We start from the raw sequence: 19,583 nt of genomic DNA, 5'->3' as shown, positions 1-19,583 counted from the left end.
CCGAGGGTTTATGCATGTCTGTAGTTCATTTTTAGAGCGCATCCCGAAAAGTGTGAAACGGTTTTCGGACCAGATGCGCGTTACAAAACAATAGTTAGAGCGCGTGTCGATCTGATTCAATCAGTTCGAAACGCGCTCTAAAAGGGCTTCTTCCCGGAAGCCCGTAATGCCGCCTGACCGGGGGAACCCCGGAAGAACGCCACGAAAGGGAAACCAGCTTGGCCCAGACGTTATTTATCCCGAAAGAGAGTGACCCCAGCGAGACCCGCGTTGCTGCGTCGGCGGAGACGGTGAAGAAGTTCATCGCGCTCGGTTTCGACGTTGTGGTGGAAAAAGGCGCTGGCGAGAAATCGCGCATTCCCGATGCCGAGTTTACGGCAGCCGGTGCCCGCATCGGCACAGTGGCGGATGCCAAAACGGCGGATGTGGTGCTCAAGGTGCGGCGTCCGACGGACGCGGAACTCAAAGGGTATAAATCGGGCGCAGCGCTCTTCGCCATGCTTGATCCCTACGGCCATGAAGACGCCGTGGCGGCACTCGCCAAGGCCGGAATTTCGGCTTTCACGATGGAGTTCATGCCGCGCATCACCCGTGCGCAGGTGATGGACGTCTTGTCGTCGCAGGCCAATCTCGCCGGTTATCAGGCGGTGATCGATGCGGCGGAAGTCTATGACCGCGCCATGCCGATGATGATGACGGCAGCGGGCACCGTGCCTGCCGCCAAGGTGTTCGTTATGGGGGCAGGCGTTGCCGGTCTTCAGGCCATTGCAACGGCGCGCCGTCTCGGTGCTGTCGTGACGGCAACCGACGTTCGCCCCGCCGCCAAGGAGCAGGTCGCTTCGCTCGGCGCGAAGTTCATCGCCGTTGAGGACGAAGAGTTCAAGGCTGCGGAAACCTCCGGCGGCTACGCCAAGGAAATGTCGAAGGAATATCAGGCGAAGCAGGCCGCACTTGTTGCCGACCATATCGCCAAGCAGGATATCGTCATCACAACGGCGCTCATTCCGGGGCGTCCGGCGCCGCGTCTGGTTTCCAAGGAAATGGTTGCTTCCATGCGTCCGGGTTCCGTGCTGGTTGATCTCGCGGTCGAGCGCGGCGGCAATGTCGAAGGCGCAGTTGCGGGTCAGATCACTGACGTGAACGGTGTCAGGATCGTCGGTCACCTCAATGTGTCGGGCCGCATCGCCGCGAGCGCATCGCAGCTTTATGCACGCAACCTGATCGCCTTCGTCGAAACGCTGGTCGACAAGGAAGCCAAGGTCCTGAAAATCGACCCGGAAGAAGAGCTGGTCAAGGCTACGCTTCTGACCCATCAGGGCAAGATCTTGCATCCGGCGTTCGCCAAGGCTGAGACAGCACCGGCTCCGGCTGTTGTTGAAAAGGCTGCCAAGCCAAAAGCCGCGCCGAAACCGAAAGCGGAAAAACCGGCAGCAAAGGCAGCGGTGCCGAAGGCGGCTGCCAAGCCTGCGAAAAACGCACCTGCAAAGGCGCCGAAGACGACGTCTTCCCCCAAGTCTCCAGTTGATGGAGGAGAGGCATAATGGCCGATACAAATCTCGACAAAGCCCTTGAGGGCCTTAATCAGGCTGTGGACGCCGTGCGTCAGGCCGCGGAAAACGCCGGTGGTCTGGGCGATGCTGCGACGGCTGCCGCGCATGCCGCATCGGGCGGCGCAATCGATCCGTTCGTGTTCCGCTTTGCGATTTTCATCCTGTCGATTTTCGTCGGCTATTACGTGGTGTGGTCGGTCACGCCTGCGCTGCACACCCCGCTGATGGCCGTTACCAACGCCATTTCATCGGTGATCGTGGTGGGCGCACTTCTGGCCGTCGGTCTTTCGCTTTCGGGCTGGGCAACCGGCTTCGGTTTCATTGCGCTCATTCTGGCGAGCGTCAACATTTTTGGCGGCTTCCTGGTCACCCAGCGCATGCTCGCCATGTACAAGAAAAAAGAAAAGTGAGGCTGAACCATTATGAGCGTTAATCTCGCAGCCTTCCTTTATCTCGTTTCCGGCGTGCTGTTCATTCTGGCACTGCGCGGCCTGTCGCATCCGACAACCAGCCGTCAGGGCAATATGTACGGCATGATCGGTATGGCGATCTCCATCGTCACCACGCTTCTGCTGGCGCGTCCAAGCTTCGGCGGTCTGGTCCTGATCGTCATCGGTATTGCCATCGGTGGCGGTATCGGTGCCGTTATTGCCCGCCGCATCGCCATGACGGCCATGCCGCAGCTTGTTGCCGCGTTCCACTCGTTGATCGGCCTTGCCGCCGTTCTGGTGGCCGCGGCCGCAATTTACTCGCCGCATTCCTTCGGTATCGGCGAAGTGGGCCAGATCCACGGTCAGGCGCTGATCGAAATGTCGCTGGGCGTGGCCATCGGCGCAATCACCTTCACAGGCTCGATCATCGCCTTCCTCAAGCTTGACGGTCGCATGTCGGGCAAGCCGATCATGCTGCCGGGACGTCATGTCATCAACGCCGCTCTGGCCGCAGCCATCGTGTTGCTGGTTGTTGTGCTGGTGAACACCGAAAGCCATTTCGTGTTCTGGCTGATCGTGCTTCTGTCGCTGGTGTTCGGCGTGCTGATCATCGTGCCAATCGGCGGCGCAGACATGCCGGTCGTGGTCTCCATGCTCAATTCCTATTCGGGCTGGGCAGCGGCAGGCATCGGCTTCACGCTCGGCAATCTGGCGCTGATCATCACCGGCGCGCTGGTCGGCTCTTCGGGCGCGATCCTGTCCTACATCATGTGTAAGGGCATGAACCGTTCGTTCATCTCGGTCATTCTCGGCGGCTTTGGCGGCGATACGTCCGGCGGTCCGGCTGGCGAGGTCGAACAGCGCCCGGTCAAGCAGGGTTCTGCCGACGATGCGGCCTTCATCATGAAGAACGCTTCCAAGGTCATCATCGTGCCGGGCTATGGCATGGCTGTGGCGCAGGCGCAGCACGCGCTGCGCGAAATGGCTGACAAGCTGAAGGCCGAAGGCGTGGAAGTCAAATATGCCATCCATCCGGTGGCCGGTCGTATGCCGGGCCATATGAACGTGCTTCTGGCCGAGGCCAACGTGCCTTACGATGAAGTGTTCGAGCTGGAAGACATCAATTCGGAATTCGCGCAGGCCGATGTGGCTTTCGTGATCGGCGCGAACGACGTCACCAATCCGGCTGCGAAGACCGATCCGAAGTCACCGATCTTCGGCATGCCGATCCTCGATGTCGACAAGGCTGGCACGGTTCTGTTCATCAAGCGCGGCATGGGCTCTGGCTATGCGGGCGTGGAAAACGAACTGTTCTTCCGCGACAACACCATGATGCTCTTCGCCGATGCGAAGAAGATGGTGGAGAGTATTGTGAAGGCCCTCGATCACTAGGCCTTCGATATTCGGGTTCTGGCGGCCTGCAAATGGCGCGGTTCTGCGCTTCCGGTGCTCATGTACGTTAAGTACCCTCCGCTCCGGTTCTCGAACCTCACCATTTTCGGCACGCCATTTCCCCGAATCTCATAAGGCCGGGGTGCCCGGTTGGAAAACAAAAAGGCGGCTTCGAGCCGCCTTTTTGTTTGAGTTTTCGATCGGGCTTCAGCCGTAGATCATCTTGTCCTGCAACGCGCGCAGTTCGGCGATCTTGGAGCCCGGCTGCGGTGCCGCATTGGCATAGGTGATGAGTTCGCCCTTCCTGATCGGGGCGATGACCGTGCCGTTCTGGAGCAGGCCGCAGGGGATGGCCTTAGCCGCACGCGCTTCAGGCGTCGTCATGATCCACGAGCGGTAGCAATATTGCCCGATGGCATCCAGATGATCGCCCGGACGCAAATCCTTCTTGGCGACGGCGCAGACTTCCGCCACAGGCTTTGGCAGCGGCACCATATCGGTCTTGCCGTGCAGCACGACGCGCGCCACGGTGAGCGGTACTTCCAGCGAGGTGAGGTGGAAAGGCCGATGGAAGGTGAAGTAGGGGCCTTTGCCCATCTTCAGGTCTTCCAGGCGCTCGACCAGGCGGGGATGCTCCATCTTGGCAATCACGAAAACGCCCGGCGATACGCCGCGCCCGATGGAATAATCGACCACGCCCGATTTGTTGAGCACGCCGCCGTCTTCCTTCGGAATCAAAGTGCGGTTCAGCTCGTCAATGGCTGCCTTGGGGCCATGCATGCCCGCAATGTCGGGCACAAGCCCGGTGGCGTTGGCGATGGCCGCCATTTCAACCATCGTTTTGGAACCATCGACGAATTCCACCAGCAGGCGGACATTCATATTCCGGCGGTCGGCTTCTTCCTGATAATCGTCTGGGATCGCGTCGAAATTGAGCGGATTGTTCTTGCCCTTGCCAGCGGCCACGACCTTGTGCCCCATGGCGGAAACGAACTCGATCAGTTCCATGCAGGATGACGGCTCGTCGCCCGCGCCAAGGGAATAGATCACGCCCTGCCTGTCGGCCTCGGCCTTGAGGTAGGGCCCGATTGTGACATCCGCCTCGACGTTCATCATGACGAGATGCTTGCCATTCTGGATGGCCTTGATGCCGGTCTCGGCACCCACTTCCGGAATGCCGGTCGCATCGATGATGACATCGAGCAGCGGATTGGAAAGGATCAGGTCATTGTCATCGGTGACGGCGATCTTGCCGTTTTCGATGGCGCTGGTCATTGCGGATTCTGTGCGGGCTTCTCGCGCGTTTTCCTCGTCGCCATAGGCGGTGCGGACAGCTTTGAAAGTGTTGGGCAGTCTGCGGGCAGAAAGAGCGCCGACTTCGATGCCCTGCATCCGCGCCACCTGCGTGACGATGTCGGTGCCCATTTCGCCAGCGCCAATCAGACCGATGCGGATCGGCTTGCCGGTTTCCGCTCGCGCTGCGAGATCGCGCGCCAGTCCTACCAGTGCCACATTTGTCGTCATGAAACTCTCCGCAAAACTTCAAGGCCGCTTCTTCGCGGTAATTTTGTCACGCTTATGTTGTTATAGATGCGTATTGGATGAACAGTCTCTATATCAACACTGACAGACGCGCATCCCCAAACTGCGCGACAAAATATGCATCCCTTTAGTGGGCCACTGGAGCCAAAATGAGCAGCGTATCCCCTTTCGATCTCGTGATCTTCGACTGTGACGGCGTTCTTGTCGATAGCGAGCCGCTTTCCTGTCTGGCTTTCGAGCAGGTCTATGCCAATCACGGCATGAAGCTGCCGGAAGGAACGGTCGCCAAGGGCATCGGCATGAAGCAGGCCGATATCATGAAGATGATCGAGGACATGACCGGGCACCGTCTGCCGGAGGAGGCCACGAGCCAATTCTGGCCCGAGACGAAAATCCTGTTCGCGGAGGCTCTGCAGCCAACCATCGGCATTGCCAATTTCCTGCGCGATCTGCCGCAAAAGCGTTGCGTGGCATCGTCGTCGCAGCCGGAGCGTATCGCATTCAGCCTGGAAAAGACCGGCATCAGCCATTATTTCGGCGATGCCGTTTACTCGTCCAGCATGGTCAAGCGCGGCAAGCCGGCGCCAGACCTGTTCCTGTTTGCAGCCGACAAGATGGGCATCGATCCGGCGCGTTGCGTGGTGATCGAGGATTCTCCCTTCGGTGTCGAAGGCGCTATCGCGGCAGGCATGACGGCATTCGGCTATACGGGCGGCGGACATACTTATACCGGACACGCCGAAAAATTGACAGGCAGGGGCGCGCATCGGGTTTTCTCGCACTGGGATGATATAGCACGGGAAATTCTGGTTGCCGCCTGAGTTTTATGGGTTAAACACAAGGCAAATCACATCAGCAGGAATAGCCAGCGAATGAAAGACGCAATCACGCTCGACCAGTTGCGCGAGGCAATCGGCACGGAAGTCGGATGTTCCGAGTGGCGCGAAGTCACGCAGGAAATGATCAACCAGTTCGCAGATGCGACCGACGATCATCAGTTCATCCATGTCGACCCGGAACGCGCCGCCAAGGAAACGCCGTTTGGCGGCACCATCGCGCATGGCTTCCTGACGCTGTCGCTACTCTCTACGCTGGCTTACGAAGCGCTTCCGATGCTGGAAGGTGCTACGATGGGCATCAATTACGGCTTCGACAAGCTGCGCTTCATGTCGCCAGTCAAGACCGGCGCCCGCGTGCGCGCCCGCTTCAAGCTGGCGGATGCGGATATCCGCCCGTCAGGTCGCGTGGTCAATCATTATGATGTGACGCTGGAAATCGAAAACTCGCTGAAGCCTGCGCTGACGGCCACCTGGCTGACGATTGCCGTCGTGGAGCCGCCGGAGGCTTAAGCAGTTCAAGCCGCTTCGCTATGCCGAACTGGAAGCCGTCCTTCTTCATCGAGAGGGGCGGCTTTTCCTTTGTGTTCGGTCATCAGATCGCGGAAGAAGAACGGGCCGTGCAGGAACATGCCGAAATCGTAGAAGTTCTTCTTCTCCGCCCCGCGCATGTAAAGCAGATGCATCAGGAAGAAATTGCCCTTCGACCGCTTGTAGCGGTTTTCGCTGTGCACGTTCTTGAAGCGGATGCGGTTGATAAGCGGCGGGTTGGTGGTCTCTAGCTTCAGAACCTTGGCCGGGTCCGAGCCGTAGAAGTGGATAATGTCGGTCAGCACCTGGAATTCCGACCACAGGACCGGGCTTTCCTCGATCACTACGCGCACGTCCTCGCGCAATGATTTCGCCTTGGGATGGAGAGCGATCATCATCAGGCATGAGCCGATGGCGAGCAGCGACACGGGCTGTTTTGCCAGAAGATCGGGACGCACACGCTGCAGGTCGGCAAGCGCCTCCACTGCCGGAACCGTGCCAAGACTATGCGCAACGATGATGACCTCATCAGCATTGCTGGCTTCGATCTTCTGCTTCAGGGCTTCCGCAAAAGCCTTGCGCCGCTGGTTGAGCTTCTCGTTGCGCCCGTGGATACGATCATAGGCCGCAGACCAGTCGTCGAGCAGATAGGACATGAAAAACCGGTCGCCGGGTTTGCGCACGAGCAGGGTTGCGAGGACGGCGGCAAGTGGAACCGACCACAGAAGATGCAGCGCGGAAAGGCCTGCTGCCATCGGTGTGAAAGCGAGCAAGGCTGCGATAGCCAGAATCGCCAGCGACAGCAGAAATGGCCACAGGAAAAACAGGACAAAGCGCCAGCTCGTCGTCAGATAGCGCCACAGCGTTCCGGTGAAGAGGATGTTCAGGAATGCGTGAAAGCCGGTCAGCATCCGCTTCGGTGTGGAGCGCGCGGCGTAATCGTCAAAAATATCCGCAGTGCCGAACTGGCAGAATTCGGTTTCCGTCTGCCAGCCATTGCCCACGGTGACGGCAGTGGTCGTGCCGCAATCGTCAGGCTCCTCGGTCATGGGCGGAAGCTTGGTCTTTGCCTTCCACAGGCGGTCGAAATCCTTCAGGGCCTGCGCGTGGCGCACGCGGACGGCTTTCGGGTGCAGACCTTCATAGCCTGTGAACTGGATAACGAGTCGTTTGCGGAGGGGCATCAGGAGAATCGGATAAATTGAGAGGAGGCATTATCGGTTTGCTGGCAAAATGCTATGCATAGCTATTGAGGCCGAATTATGCGGGAAACGCGTGCCGCTTAGCCTATTCGCGCGGTTGCGGCCATAGTAATTCGTGTGCAAGCCGGTATTTCACGCAAGCCGGTGGGCAAAGTTGCATCTTGAGGTGGACAGGCTAGGCTCTTTCTGGTATTAGCCACGACCAATTTGCAGCGTATCCGTTGCGAAGCTTGGGAGCCTTTGGGCGTTGCTCGGCCGGTCAGACCGGCTGAAATCGTTAAAAGACCCCCTAACGGCCTCAGGCTTAACCGAAATTCTAACCGATACGGGAATACACGTGCAGGTACTCGTCCGCGATAATAATGTTGATCAGGCTCTCCGCGCTCTCAAGAAAAAGATGCAGCGCGAAGGTATCTTCCGCGAAATGAAGATGCGCGGCCACTATGAAAAGCCGTCCGAAAAGCGCGCTCGCGAAAAGGCAGAAGCCGTTCGTCGTGCACGCAAGCTGGCCCGTAAGCGCGCTCAGCGTGAAGGCCTCATCGGCGGCCGTCCGGGCGCTCGCTGATCGACCTTGAAAACAGGCGCTGCTGGACAGCGCCTTTTTTGCTTTCCGGTGCTGGCTTCAGCTTGCGCCGGATTTTGCACGTTTTGACTTCAGATATTTGAGGTTGTTTCCCGCGCAGTGTGAAGCGATTTTATGTCGGCTAGTGGATTGAATTTGACGTTTGATACCCGTCCGACATTAATCCCGTTTCAAACGTCGGAATCAGACCACTAGATGTATTTTCATAACTTCGAGCCTCTATTTTTAATGCAGCGTTACGAAAAGTTTCTGGACTTCTTGCACGCCATTATGTGTAAAAACAAATAATTAGGATATTCAACTGTCAGGCGGGTTATCCGAAGGCAAGCCAAGCTTAAGAACATGCCGCCTTTTTGCTGTTTTTATCTGCTGGTTGAGACCAGTATAATACCGTAACAGACAGAATAGCCCGGCATGAATTAGCTCCGGAAACCGGGCTGGCACGGGATGGAAAAGAGGCAGAAGGGCCTTGCGCCCCTATGCGAGCTGAAAGGAATGCAGTCGTTGCCCACGCGCTTGAAGATGATGCAATCGTCTGGAACAGGTCGAAACGGCCTTCTCATTGCCGCCGCACTTCTGGCTTTGACCGTTGCCGGCTGCCAAAGCTCCACAACCACCGCACTCAGCACTGTCGATAAGGCGCAGGGGTCGAGCGAGAACATCAGTTCGCTGACAAGCGTGATCCAGAGCAATCCGCGCGATCCGGAAGGCTACAATGTGCGTGGTTCCGCCTATGGCAAGTCCGGGCGCTACAAGGAAGCGCTGCGCGATTTCGATCAGGCAATAGCGCTCAACCCGAATTTCTATCAGGCCTATGCCAATCGCGCGCTGGTCTATCGCTATATGGGCGACAGCACCAAGGCCGTGCAGGATTACAGCAAGGCCATCCAGCTTAATTCGCAATATGACGCTGCCTATATCGGGCGCGGCAATGTCTATCGTCAGGCTGGTCGTCTTGATCAGGCGCTCAGCGACTTCAATCAGGCTATTGCCCTGCAGACCACCGACGGTCGCGCTTACCATAATCGCGGCCTGATCTATCAGGCCAAGGGCCAGCACAAGCAGGCCATCGAGGATTTCTCCAAGGCAATTTCGCTCAATTCCACGGCACCGGAACCTTATAACGGTCGCGGCATTTCCTATGTGGCGCTCGGCGACTACGACAATGCCTTCGATGATTTCAACACAGCCATTACGCTCGATCAGAATATTGCGGAAAGCTGGGCCAATCAGGCGCTTGTCTACGAGCACAATGGCGACAAGGCCAAGGCTGCGAATTCCTATTCGCGCGCGGTACAGCTTGATCCGAAATACCAGCCTGCAAAAGACGGTCTGGCCCGCACACGCGGATAACCTTCGATATTATCAAGAATTGAAGAGTGATAGCGGCGTTTTCCAAAATCGAAAGCGCCGCTTTTCTTTATAGTTGGCCGCGATATATTGAATCTTATGTCGCTCTTCGATCACATCGGTTTCAAAGCCCGTAACGTCAATCGCAGCCTTTCCTTTTACGAAAGCTGCATGCCTGAACTTGGCCTGGAGGTCATTGCCCGATCAGGCAGCGGTTTCTTCGTCAGCGGGGGAGAGCGGGCGCCGGTTCCGTTTCTGTGGATCCATGGCAGCCACGATGGTGCAGGCGCTGGCGAGGACAAGCCCGGCGACCGCCTGCACCTGATGTTTACAGCCGGAAGCCGCGAGGCGGTGGAGGCGTTTCATGAGGCCGCGCTGAAGGCAGGCGGCAGGGATAGCGGCGGCCCGGGCTATCAGGGACCGGAAGAGATGGGCTATTACGCGGCACTGGTCTTCGATCCCGACGGAAACACGCTGGAAGCGGGTTTCCGCGAGAGGAAAAGATAAACGGACCAGTAAAGGGTCAGGCGCGCAGGTTGCGCTTGTCCAGACGGCTCACCAGCCGGTCGCCGATCCACTGGATGCCGCAAACCATGATGATGAGGATGATCACGACTGCGATCATGATCTGCGTCTCAAAGCGCTGATAGCCATAGCGAATGGCAAGATCGCCGAGACCGCCAGCACCGATGGCGCCCGCCATTGCCGATGCGCCGACCAGAGTGATGATCGTGACCGTGAAGCCCGCGATGATGCCCGGCAGGGCTTCCGGAACCAGCACTTCGCGCACGATGGTCCAGCGGTTTGCACCCATGGAGCGCGCGGCTTCGATGAGGCCGTGGTCCACTTCACGCAACGACACTTCCGCAATACGCGCATAATAGGGAATAGCGGCAATGGAAAGCGGCACGATGGAGGCCCATGTGCCGATGGACGTGCCGACGATGAAGCGCGTGACGGGAATGAGCGCCACCAGCAGAATGATGAACGGAACCGAGCGGAAGCCATTGATGATGGCGCCGAGGATCGTGTTCAGCGTCAGGTTCTGTGCGAGGCCACCCCGTTCAGTCAGGATCATGATGAGGGCAAGCGGCAGACCGACGACGAGCGAGATCAGGCTCGAAAAGCCGGTCATGATGATGGTCTCCCAGAAGGAGCGCCAGAGAAGATCAAGCATCGCCTGAGACATAGCCGAGTACCTCCGTGGCGTCTGCATGGGTGTTGAGATAGGTGATTGCGGCGTCGAGTTTCGCCTTGTCCTCAGCGGGCAGGCCGATGAAGAGCGTGCCGACCGGCTCACCCTGGATCGTATCCATGCTGCCGTGGATCAGCTGCGGTGCCACGCCGGTGGCAGCGGAAACATCGTTGAAGAAAGCGCCTTTTGCGGCTGCGCCTGACAGCTTTACCTTCAGCACGGCGAGGGCGCCGGATTTTTCCAGCTGGTCGCGCCAGACGGCAGGCAGTTCCGGCGTCAGCACCTGCAACATGCTTTGCGTGACGGGCGATTGCGGATTGGCAAAGACTTTCCAGACCGGACCTTCCTCGGCGATAGCGCCGTGGTCGAGCACGATGACGCGGTCGGCAATGCGGCGGATGACTTCCATCTCATGCGTGATGAGCAGGATGGTAAGGCCGAGCTTGGTGTTGATGTCTTTCAGCAGCGCGAGAATGGACTGCGTGGTTTCCGGGTCGAGCGCGGATGTCGCTTCGTCCGAAAGCAGCACAGCCGGTTCGGCAGCAAGGGCGCGGGCAATGCCGACGCGCTGTTTCTGACCACCGGAAAGCTGGGCTGGGTAATGCTTTGCCTTGTCGGAAAGGCCAACCAGTTCCAGAAGTTCCGCAACACGCCTGGCGCGTTCGGCCTTCGGCTTGCCCGCGATCTTCAGCGGCAAAGCGATGTTTTCCGCAACCGTCTTGGCCGAAAGCAGATTGAAATGCTGGAACACCATGCCGATGCGGCGGCGCAAGGGGCGCAGTGCGTCTTCGCCAAGACCAGTGATTTCGCGACCTTCGATCAGGATCGAACCGGCATCCGGCTTTTCAAGGCCGTTGACGCAACGGATCAGCGTGGACTTGCCCGCGCCGCTGCGACCGATGATGCCGAGAATTTCGCCGCGCGCGACGGAAAGCGAAACGCCGTTGATAGCTGCCGTATCGCCGAACATTCGGCGCACGTCTTTCATCTCGACGATGGGCGCTGATGTGGCGGGTGGCTTTTCAATGGTCACGGTCGTTTCTTCTATGTCTGGATAGGCCGCTGCGAACAGCGGCTGTTTTATTAAGGTTCAAGGAAGGATGATGCCTCGCTCAAGCCATCAGCTTTTGCTGTGGCGATGCTTTAGGGCAATTTTTGTCGGTACGTCAATAAAAGCCGCGCCGGAAATGGTTCCGGCGCGGTCTTTCAAGCTTCAAAAGCGATTATTTCCAGGCCGGGATGCCGGTGCCCTTGTAGGCACGGTCGATTTCGGCCTTCACGGCGTCGTTCTGGAACGAAGCCACGAGGTTTTTCACCCATTCGGCGTTTTCATCTTCGGTGCGGACCGCGATGAAGTTGTTGTACGGGTTGTTTTCCTTCGATTCCCAGCCGATTGCCTCTTCCTTCTTGAGGCCTGCCTTTGCTGCCCAATCGTTGTTCACGATGGCTGCATCGAGGTCATCGATGGAACGGCCGACAACACCGGCGTCGAGTTCCTTGATCTCAAGCTTCTTCGGATTTTCGACGATGTCGATCGGCGTGGCCAGAATGCCTGCATCCGGCTTCAGCTTGATGAGGCCTTTTTCTTCGAGAACGCGAAGGGCGCGGCCTTCGTTCGACGGATCGTTCGGCACGCCGACGACCGCGCCTTCCTTCAGCTCGTCAAGGCTCTTGTGCTTGCGCGAATAGATGCCGATCGGCCAGACGGCGGTGTAGCCGGCGACGCTGATCTTGTAGCCGTGCTGCTTGACCTGCTCATCGAGATAAGGCTTGTGCTGGAAGGCGTTGGCGTCGATTTCCTTGCGTTCCAGAGCTTCATTCGGCTGGTTGTAATCGTTGAAGGTCACGCGCTCGATGTTGAGGCCGTGCTTCTTGCCTTCTTCGGCAACGACTTTCCAGACGTCTTCGTCTTCACCGCCCATGATGCCGACCTTGATGGTCTTGTCTTCTGCGTGGCTCGGTGCCGACGCGAAGCCGACAGTCAGTGCGGCTGCGGTGAAGAGAAGGGCTTTCAGACCGGCGCGACGGGTCAGCGTGTAGCGGGAAAGGACTGACGACATTTTGTTTTCCTTGTTTAAAAACTTTGGAGAGCCGGTCCCGGAAAGCGATCTTTTGAGATGATCTTTCTCCCCCTGCCCACCTTGTTGCCGATAATTCCCTTTTGTCAGGCAATAAACAAGGAAAATTATTTCAGAATTTGCCGAAGTCATGATGCCGAAATTGCGTTCACGAGACGGTGAGCGGATTGTCATTTCCGCTGACCGGGCACTCGGAAATCTGGTTCTAGCGGTTATCGGCGATAATCATCTGTGCGGCCTTCTCGGCGATCATGAGAGTCGGCGAGTTGGTGTTGCCGGAAGTGATGGTCGGCATGACCGAGGCGTCGGCAACGCGCAGGCCCGCAATGCCGTTGAAGCGCAGGCGCGGATCGACGATTGCTTCCGCATCCTGCCCCATGCGGCAGGTGCCGACCGGATGGAAAATCGTGGTGCCGATATCGCCCGCCGCCTTTTCCAGCTGCTCCTGCGTTTCGTAAGCAGGGCCGGGCTTGAATTCCTCCGGGCGGAACTTCTGCAATGGAGCCTGTGCCACGATATGGCGCGTGATGCGGATGGCGTCGGCGGCAACGCGGCGGTCGCTTTCGGTGGCGAGATAATTCGGCCTGATCGCCGGTTGTGAACGATGATCCGGTGACTTGATGTGGATCGAGCCGCGGCTATCAGGGCGCAGATTGCACACGCTTGCCGTGAAGGCAGGGAAGGGGTGCACCGCCTCGCCGAATTTTTCCAGACTGAGCGGCTGCACGTGATATTGCAGATTGGCGGTCTCGTAGGACGGGTCGGAGCGGGTGAAGACGCCGAGCTGGCTTGGAGCCATCGACATAGGCCCCGAACGGCGCAGCAGATATTCCAGCCCGATCATTGCCTTGCCGACAAGCTTGCTCGCCTTTTCGTTGAGCGTCGGAATACCGGTGACCTTATATGCGCAGCGCAATTGCAGGTGATCCTGCAGGTTTTCGCCGAGTTGCTTGCGCTCCAGCTTGATCGGGATACCCGCTTGCTGCAGCACGTCGCCGCGCCCGATGCCCGACAATTCGAGAATTTGCGGCGAGCCGACCGCACCGGCAGCAAGAATGACCTCACGCTTTGCCTTCACCGTGCGGGTGGTACCGTTCTGGTCGAAGGTGACGCCGGTGGCACGCAACTCCTCGATCTCGATGCGGCGCACATGCGCGCCGGTTTCGACGGTGAGGTTCTTGCGATCCAATGCCGGGCGCAGAAAGGCCTTGGCCGTGTTCCAGCGAATGCCGCGCTTCTGGTTGACCTTGAAATAGGACACGCCTTCATTGTCGCCGCGATTGAAATCGTCGGTGGCGGGGATGCCCGCCGAGACGGCTGCATCGCGGAAGGCATCCAGAATATCCCAGTGCAGGCGAGCGCTCTCGACGCGCCATTCGCCGCCCGAACCATGCAGATCGCTGGCGCCTGCAAAATAATCTTCTGATTTCTTGAAGAGTGGCAGGATATCGTCCCAGCCCCAGCCTTCGCATCCGGCCTGACGCCACAGATCGTAGTCGCGGGCCTGACCGCGCATATAGATCATGCCGTTGATGGAGGAGCAGCCGCCCAATACCTTGCCGCGCGGATAGCCGAGCGAACGACCGTTCAGCCCCGGTTCGGCCTCCGTGGTAAAGCACCAGTCGGTGCGCGGATTGCCGATGCAATAGAGATAGCCGACCGGGATGTGGATCCAGGCGTAATTGTCCTTTCCGCCTGCCTCCAGCAGCAGCACGGAGCGGTTCTGGTCTGCGGAAAGCCGGTTCGCGAGGGCGCAACCTGCCGTGCCCGCGCCAACCACGATGTAATCGTAGGTGTCGGTCATGATCTCATATCCAGTAAAAGGCGGAGCCGCTATCGAACGAGCGTGCGGCTCCCGAAATGTTGGTTAGCCGAAGAGTTTCTTTCCAATTCGCGATGCATAGAACTCGCCTACGATTCCCTTACGGAAGAGGAGGACGCATGCCATGAAGATGACGCCCGTCACGATCGTTACCGGGAAGTCGGATGTTGCGAGATAGTTCTGCAGCGCAACGACGAAGGCAGCGCCGACGATGGGGCCTATGAGTGTTCCGATACCGCCCAGAAGCGTCATGAGGATCACTTCGCCCGACATCTGCCAGCCGACATCGGTCAGCGTTGCAAACTGGAAGACAAGCGCCTTCAGGCCGCCTGCAAGACCCGCGAGTGCTGCCGACATGACGAAGGCTGCAAGCTTGTAGCGGTTGACGGAATAGCCGAGCGAAACCGCGCGGTTCTCGTTTTCGCGTACCGACTTCAGGATCATGCCGAAGGGCGAATTGATGATGCGCCAGATGACGAAGACGCCAAGAACGAACACGGCCAGCACGAAATAATACATGTTCATCGGCTGGTTGAGGTCGATGATGCCGAAGAGATATCCACGCGGCACACCCTGCAATCCGTCTTCGCCATGGGTGAAGGTGGCTTGCAGGCAGAAGAAGAAGAACATCTGCGCCAATGCCAGCGTAATCATCGTCGAATAGATGCCCTGGCGGCGAATGGCGAGATAACCGATCACGAGGCCAAGGGCGGCTGCGGCGAGAACGCCGAGTACGAGACCGAGTTCCGGCGTAACGCCCCAGACTTTCACCGTATGGGCCGTGATATAGGCCGCGCCGCCGAAGAAGGCTGCATGGCCGAAGGACAGAATGCCGGTATAGCCCAACAGAAGGTTGAAGGCAGAGGCGAACAGCGCAAAGCACAGCATCTTCATCAGGAAGATGGGGTAGACCATGAAGGGCGCTGCCAGTAGTCCCACAAGGGCAATGCCGAGGACGATGACCGAGAGGCTGTTGACGGCAGGCGCCTTGCTTTCGCGCGGGGCTGCGGTGGCCCTGAGAGCGGTCTTGAGAGCAGTATCAGCCATATCAGGCCTCCTTCCCGAACAGTCCGGCGGGTCGAACCAGAAGGACGATAGCCATGATGACGAAGATGACGATGCTGGAAGCCTCGGGGTAGAAGACCTTGGTGAGGCCTTCCGCCAGTCCCAGCACATAACCGGTGATGATGGCGCCAAGGATCGAGCCCATGCCGCCGACGACCACCACGGCAAAGACCACGATGATGATGTTGGACCCCATCAGCGGGCTGACCTGATAGATCGGCGCGGCCATGATGCCCGCAACACCGGCAAGCGCTGCACCCAGCGCATAGGTGAAGGTGAGCAGCAGCGGCACATTGATGCCGAAGGCCTTGACCAAAGTGGGGTTTTCCGTCGCGGCACGCAGATAGGCGCCAAGCTTGGTCTTTTCGATCAGGAGCCAGGTGCCGAGGCAGACGAAAAGCGAGGCGACGACCACCCAGGCGCGATAGTTCGGCAGGAACATGAAGCCGAGATTGTGCCCGCCCGCAAGCGAGGGCGGCACGGCATAGGGCTGACCGGCAGCGCCATAATAATAGCGGAACGTGCCTTCGATCACGAGGGCAAGGCCGAAGGTGAAGAGCAGGCCATAGAGCGGATCGAGATTGTAGAGCCGCGACAGGGCCACGCGCTCGATGATCGCGCCACCGAGGCCGACGATAAGCGGGGCGAGGATCAGCGCTGGCCAGTAGCCGATGCCAAGCCAGCTCAACAGCAGATAGCCGACAAAGGCACCCAGCATATATTGCGCGCCATGGGCGAAATTAATGATGCGCAGAAGCCCGAAGATGATGGCAAGGCCGAGACTTAGCATGGCATAGAAGGAGCCGTTGATGAGGCCGACCAGCAGCTGCCCGAGAAGTGCCTGCAAAGGTATTCCAAAAATCATTGTCATCGTGTCATACCCCCAGCGCTTCGTTGAGCGCCGCCATGCGGGCGGGCAGTTCGGCGGTGGGGAAGTTTTCCGTCACCACGCCATGATCCATGAGATAAAAGCGGTCGGCGACCTTGGCGGCGAAGCGGAAATTCTGCTCGACCAGCAACACCGTCATGCCACGTTTTTTCAACTCCACCAGCACATCGCCGATGCGCTGCACGATAACGGGCGCAAGACCTTCGGTCGGCTCGTCGAGCAGCAGCACCTTGACCCCGGTGCGCAGGATGCGCGCAATTGCCAGCATCTGCTGTTCGCCACCCGAAAGCTTGGTGCCGGGGCTGTTGCGGCGCTCATGCAGATTGGGAAAGAGTTCGTAGATTTCGTCAAGCGACATCGTGCCCTGACTGCCTTTGGCGACGACAGGCGGCAAAAGCAGGTTTTCATGCACGCTCAAGGTGGCAAAGATGCCGCGCTCTTCGGGCACAAAACCGAGACCGGCATGGGCGATGCGATGCAGCGGCACGCGCATGATGTCCTTGCCGTCGAGCGTGATGGTGCCGGTGCGCTTGCGGATGATGCCCATGATGGCACGCAGCGTCGTCGTCTTGCCGACGCCGTTGCGGCCAAGAAGCGTTATGGTTTCGCCGGGCCAGATATCGAGGTCGACGCCGTGCAGGGCATGGCTTTCGCCATACCAGGCATTGAGCCCGCGCACGGATAATAGCGGTTGGCCTCTATTCATGTTCGGTTCCCATATAGGCGGTGCGCACGCGCTCGTCCTTGGAGACGGTGGCATAATCGCCGGAGGCGAGAATTTCGCCGCGCTGCAGCACCGTGACGTGGTGGGCAATGTCGGCCACCACCTTGAGATTGTGTTCGACCATCAAGACCGCGCGATCCTTCGCCACATCGGCAATGAGGGCGGCAATGGTATGGACATCTTCATGGCCCATGCCCGCCATCGGCTCATCGAGCAGCAGAACCTTCGGATCGAGCGCCAGCGTGGTGGCGATTTCGAGCGCGCGCTTGCGGCCATAGGACAGATCGGCGGCCAGCGCATGACGGGCATCGGCAAGGCCGACCCGCTCCAGAAGCTCGATGGCCTGCGCGTCGAGCCGGTCGAGTGCTGACAGCGAGCGCCAGAACTGTGTGGCAAGCCCATTGGGACGCTGCAATGCGACCTTTACATTTTCCAGCACGGTCAGGTGCGGAAAGGTGGCCGAAATCTGGAACGAGCGCACCAAACCCATGCGGGCCACCTTGGCCGGATCGGTCTTGGTGATGGTTTCGCCCAGAAGTGTGATCTCGCCACTCGATGGCTGCAAGAACTTGGTCAGGAGGTTGAAAACAGTGGTCTTGCCTGCACCGTTGGGGCCGATCAACGCGTGAACACGAGCATGTTCCACATCGAGGTCGACATTCTTGACTGCATGAAAGCCGCCAAAAGACTTGCCCAGTCCGCGTGCCGACAGAACGGTCTTGCCGGATGAGCCGCCATCGTTCGGCCCTGCTTCATGCAGGGCCGTCATATTGCCAGTTGCTGCGTTCATTCAACCAGCCTCTTTTTACTGCGTTACCAGCGGGCAGCCGCTTTCTTCCGGCTTCATGTAGGCCTGATCGCCGGGAATGGTTGCAAGAACCTTATAGTAATCCCAAGGCGCCTTGCTTTCATCAGGCTTCTTCACTTCCATCAGATACATGTCGTAGATCATGCGTCCGTTGGCACCGACCTTGCCGTGACGGGCAAAGACGTCCTCGACCGGCATTTCATGAAGCTTCTTGGCAACGGCCTCGGTTTCGTCGGTCCCGGCTTCCTTGATCGCCTTCAGATATTGGGTGACAGCGGAATAGGTGCCTGCCTGAATCATGTTCGGCATACGGCCCGTGCGCTCGAAGAATCGCTTGCCGAATTCGCGCGATTCATCGTCGCGATCCCAGTAGAAACCTTCGGTCAGCGTCAGGCCTTGAGCGGCTTCGAGGCCGAGACCGTGCACTTCCGACAGGGTAAAGAGCAGGGCCGCGAGGCGCTGGCCACCGGCGACGATGCCGAATTCAGCCGCCTGCTTGATGGCGTTGGACGTGTCGAGACCTGCATTGGCAAGGCCGACCACCTTGGCGCCGGAGGCCTGTGCCTGCAGCAGGAAGGAGGAATAATCGGTGGTTGCCAGCGGGTGGCGCACGGAACCCAGAACCTTGCCGCCCTTGGATTCGACGAATTTGCTTGTCTGCTCTTCCAGCGAATAGCCGAAAGCATAGTCGGCAGTGAGGAAGTACCAGGTATCGCCGCCCTGCTGCACAAGCGAGCCGCCGGTGCCGACTGCAAGCGCATGGGTGTCATAGGCCCAATGGAAGCCATAAGGCGTGCACTGCTTGCCGGTCAGTTCCGACGTGGCCGCACCTGTGTTGATGGTGATCTTCTTCTTGTCCTTGGACAGGGCCTGTACGGCGAGGCCGACCGACGAGGTTGTCAGTTCCATGATGGAATCGACCTGCTCGGTGTCGTACCACTGGCGCGCGATGTTCGAGGCGACGTCCGGCTTGTTCTGGTGGTCCGCCGTGATGATCTCAATCGGCGCATCGAGCACTTTGCCCCCGAAATCTTCAGCCGCCATCTTGGCAGCCTCGAACGACCATTTGCCGCCGAAGTCGGCATAAACGCCGGATTGATCGTTCAGAATGCCGATCTTGACCTTGCCGTCGGAAATTTCCGCTGCCGACGAGATAGCCGTGGCGGCGAAAAGCGCTGCCGTTGCAAGTGCGAGACATTTCATGAAGTGCTCCTCCCAATAACACCAAAACCGCCACGGAAAACCCGCACGGCATTCTTCAGAGCGCCATGCATCCTTACGGACGTACAAACGACGCTCTAAACTATTGAATCTACGCATTGTGCTTTCTGAAAATCGATTCCGATTTTCCGGCCAATGCTGTAGTGAAGCAGTCTTTCGAGATCAGGAAACGGCTTTTCCTCTGTGCCGTTAGCCCTCTGCTTCCGCCCGATTTGTTCCTCCGCCCCGGGCGTTTCTTTCTTTGTTGCAGCTCCTGACGCAAACCTGTCTAGCATTTTCGATGGAGCTACTTTTTGAAACGGTAGCATTGACAAATGCGTACACGAACAACAATTTTTGAACACCGTCTGTTCGAAAACGTACA

The 19,583-nt window shown here is 58.5% G+C and carries 19 protein-coding genes; 8 read left to right on the top strand and 11 right to left on the bottom strand.

Features of this window, described 5'->3' with window-relative positions; genetic code table 11:
* Nucleotides 1-218 precede the first annotated feature (218 nt).
* Genes FG152_RS12980 through FG152_RS12970 form a run of 3 tightly spaced genes read left to right on the top strand, consistent with a single transcriptional unit; the run spans nt 219 to nt 3,373 of the window.
* Nucleotides 219-1,541 (top strand): Re/Si-specific NAD(P)(+) transhydrogenase subunit alpha, encoded by a 1,323-nt coding sequence (locus tag FG152_RS12980; protein ID WP_151576227.1) that lies wholly within the window; start codon nt 219-221, stop codon nt 1,539-1,541.
* Complete coding sequence (locus FG152_RS12975) at nt 1,541-1,960, top strand: proton-translocating transhydrogenase family protein (protein ID WP_010659452.1); 420 nt, start codon at nt 1,541-1,543, stop codon at nt 1,958-1,960. Before FG152_RS12980 ends, FG152_RS12975 begins: the two co-directional genes overlap by 1 nt.
* A gap of 12 nt (nt 1,961-1,972) precedes the next feature.
* On the top strand, nt 1,973-3,373 hold the full coding sequence (locus FG152_RS12970; protein ID WP_010659453.1) for an NAD(P)(+) transhydrogenase (Re/Si-specific) subunit beta: 1,401 nt from the start codon (nt 1,973-1,975) through the stop codon (nt 3,371-3,373).
* Between the two features lie 207 nt (nt 3,374-3,580).
* Here the strand turns inward: FG152_RS12970 and FG152_RS12965 are convergent, their stop codons facing one another.
* Nucleotides 3,581-4,897 carry a 1-deoxy-D-ribulose 5-phosphate reductoisomerase gene (locus FG152_RS12965; RefSeq protein ID WP_010659454.1) on the bottom strand — a complete coding sequence of 439 codons (1,317 nt, stop codon included), beginning with the start codon at nt 4,895-4,897 and terminating at the stop codon, nt 3,581-3,583.
* 167 nt (nt 4,898-5,064) lie between these two features.
* On the opposite strand from FG152_RS12965, the gene FG152_RS12960 reads away from it, so the two are divergent.
* The gene (locus tag FG152_RS12960) at nt 5,065-5,736 is read left to right on the top strand and encodes an HAD family hydrolase (protein ID WP_012091465.1); all 672 of its coding nucleotides are present in this window, start codon (nt 5,065-5,067) and stop codon (nt 5,734-5,736) included.
* Nucleotides 5,737-5,787: 51 nt separating this feature from the next.
* Nucleotides 5,788-6,264, top strand: coding sequence for a MaoC family dehydratase (locus tag FG152_RS12955; RefSeq protein ID WP_010659456.1), 477 nt, complete (start codon nt 5,788-5,790; stop codon nt 6,262-6,264).
* Between the two features lie 5 nt (nt 6,265-6,269).
* On the opposite strand, the gene FG152_RS12950 is transcribed toward FG152_RS12955, so the two are convergent.
* Nucleotides 6,270-7,466 (bottom strand): alpha/beta hydrolase, encoded by a 1,197-nt coding sequence (locus tag FG152_RS12950; RefSeq protein WP_010659457.1) that lies wholly within the window; start codon nt 7,464-7,466, stop codon nt 6,270-6,272.
* 355 nt (nt 7,467-7,821) lie between these two features.
* Between FG152_RS12950 and rpsU the strand changes: the two genes are divergently transcribed.
* The 3 genes from rpsU to FG152_RS12935 all read left to right on the top strand — a co-directional run bounded on the left by rpsU (nt 7,822) and on the right by FG152_RS12935 (nt 9,924).
* Nucleotides 7,822-8,049 (top strand): 30S ribosomal protein S21, encoded by a 228-nt coding sequence (gene rpsU, locus FG152_RS12945; RefSeq protein ID WP_010659458.1) that lies wholly within the window; start codon nt 7,822-7,824, stop codon nt 8,047-8,049.
* 513 nt (nt 8,050-8,562) lie between these two features.
* Nucleotides 8,563-9,420, top strand: a complete 858-nt coding sequence (locus FG152_RS12940) for a tetratricopeptide repeat protein (protein WP_010659459.1) — start codon at nt 8,563-8,565, stop codon at nt 9,418-9,420.
* 96 nt (nt 9,421-9,516) lie between these two features.
* Nucleotides 9,517-9,924, top strand: coding sequence for a VOC family protein (locus FG152_RS12935; RefSeq protein WP_010659460.1), 408 nt, complete (start codon nt 9,517-9,519; stop codon nt 9,922-9,924).
* Nucleotides 9,925-9,940: 16 nt separating this feature from the next.
* Here the strand turns inward: FG152_RS12935 and FG152_RS12930 are convergent, their stop codons facing one another.
* The 9 genes from FG152_RS12930 to FG152_RS12890 form a co-directional block, all read right to left on the bottom strand.
* Nucleotides 9,941-10,606, bottom strand: coding sequence for a methionine ABC transporter permease (locus FG152_RS12930; protein WP_010659461.1), 666 nt, complete (start codon nt 10,604-10,606; stop codon nt 9,941-9,943).
* On the bottom strand, nt 10,587-11,645 hold the full coding sequence (locus FG152_RS12925; RefSeq protein ID WP_010659462.1) for a methionine ABC transporter ATP-binding protein: 1,059 nt from the start codon (nt 11,643-11,645) through the stop codon (nt 10,587-10,589). The genes FG152_RS12930 and FG152_RS12925 overlap by 20 nt, the downstream gene beginning before the upstream one ends.
* Nucleotides 11,646-11,835: 190 nt before the next feature.
* Nucleotides 11,836-12,672: a MetQ/NlpA family ABC transporter substrate-binding protein gene (locus FG152_RS12920; RefSeq protein WP_010659463.1), complete on the bottom strand. Its 837-nt coding sequence runs from the start codon at nt 12,670-12,672 to the stop codon at nt 11,836-11,838.
* 223 nt (nt 12,673-12,895) lie between these two features.
* Nucleotides 12,896-14,494: a GMC family oxidoreductase gene (locus tag FG152_RS12915; protein WP_036585590.1), complete on the bottom strand. Its 1,599-nt coding sequence runs from the start codon at nt 14,492-14,494 to the stop codon at nt 12,896-12,898.
* 63 nt (nt 14,495-14,557) lie between these two features.
* Nucleotides 14,558-15,559, bottom strand: coding sequence for a branched-chain amino acid ABC transporter permease (locus FG152_RS12910; RefSeq protein WP_010659465.1), 1,002 nt, complete (start codon nt 15,557-15,559; stop codon nt 14,558-14,560).
* A 1-nt stretch (nt 15,560) separates the two neighbouring features.
* Entirely contained in the window at nt 15,561-16,448 is an 888-nt protein-coding gene (locus tag FG152_RS12905; RefSeq protein ID WP_010659466.1) for a branched-chain amino acid ABC transporter permease, read from the bottom strand.
* Nucleotides 16,449-16,452: 4 nt separating this feature from the next.
* Complete coding sequence (locus FG152_RS12900; RefSeq protein WP_010659467.1) at nt 16,453-17,172, bottom strand: ABC transporter ATP-binding protein; 720 nt, start codon at nt 17,170-17,172, stop codon at nt 16,453-16,455.
* On the bottom strand, nt 17,165-17,980 hold the full coding sequence (locus FG152_RS12895; RefSeq protein WP_010659468.1) for an ABC transporter ATP-binding protein: 816 nt from the start codon (nt 17,978-17,980) through the stop codon (nt 17,165-17,167). Before FG152_RS12895 ends, FG152_RS12900 begins: the two co-directional genes overlap by 8 nt.
* A gap of 15 nt (nt 17,981-17,995) precedes the next feature.
* Nucleotides 17,996-19,201, bottom strand: coding sequence for an ABC transporter substrate-binding protein (locus FG152_RS12890; protein WP_010659469.1), 1,206 nt, complete (start codon nt 19,199-19,201; stop codon nt 17,996-17,998).
* Between the last annotated feature and the right edge of the window lie 382 nt (nt 19,202-19,583).

The organism is Ochrobactrum sp. XJ1, from assembly GCF_024701725.1.
GTDB lineage: Bacteria > Pseudomonadota > Alphaproteobacteria > Rhizobiales > Rhizobiaceae > Brucella > Brucella anthropi.
Note: the sequence above shows the minus strand (reverse complement) of the source record. Positions and strands in the feature narration are given on the sequence as shown.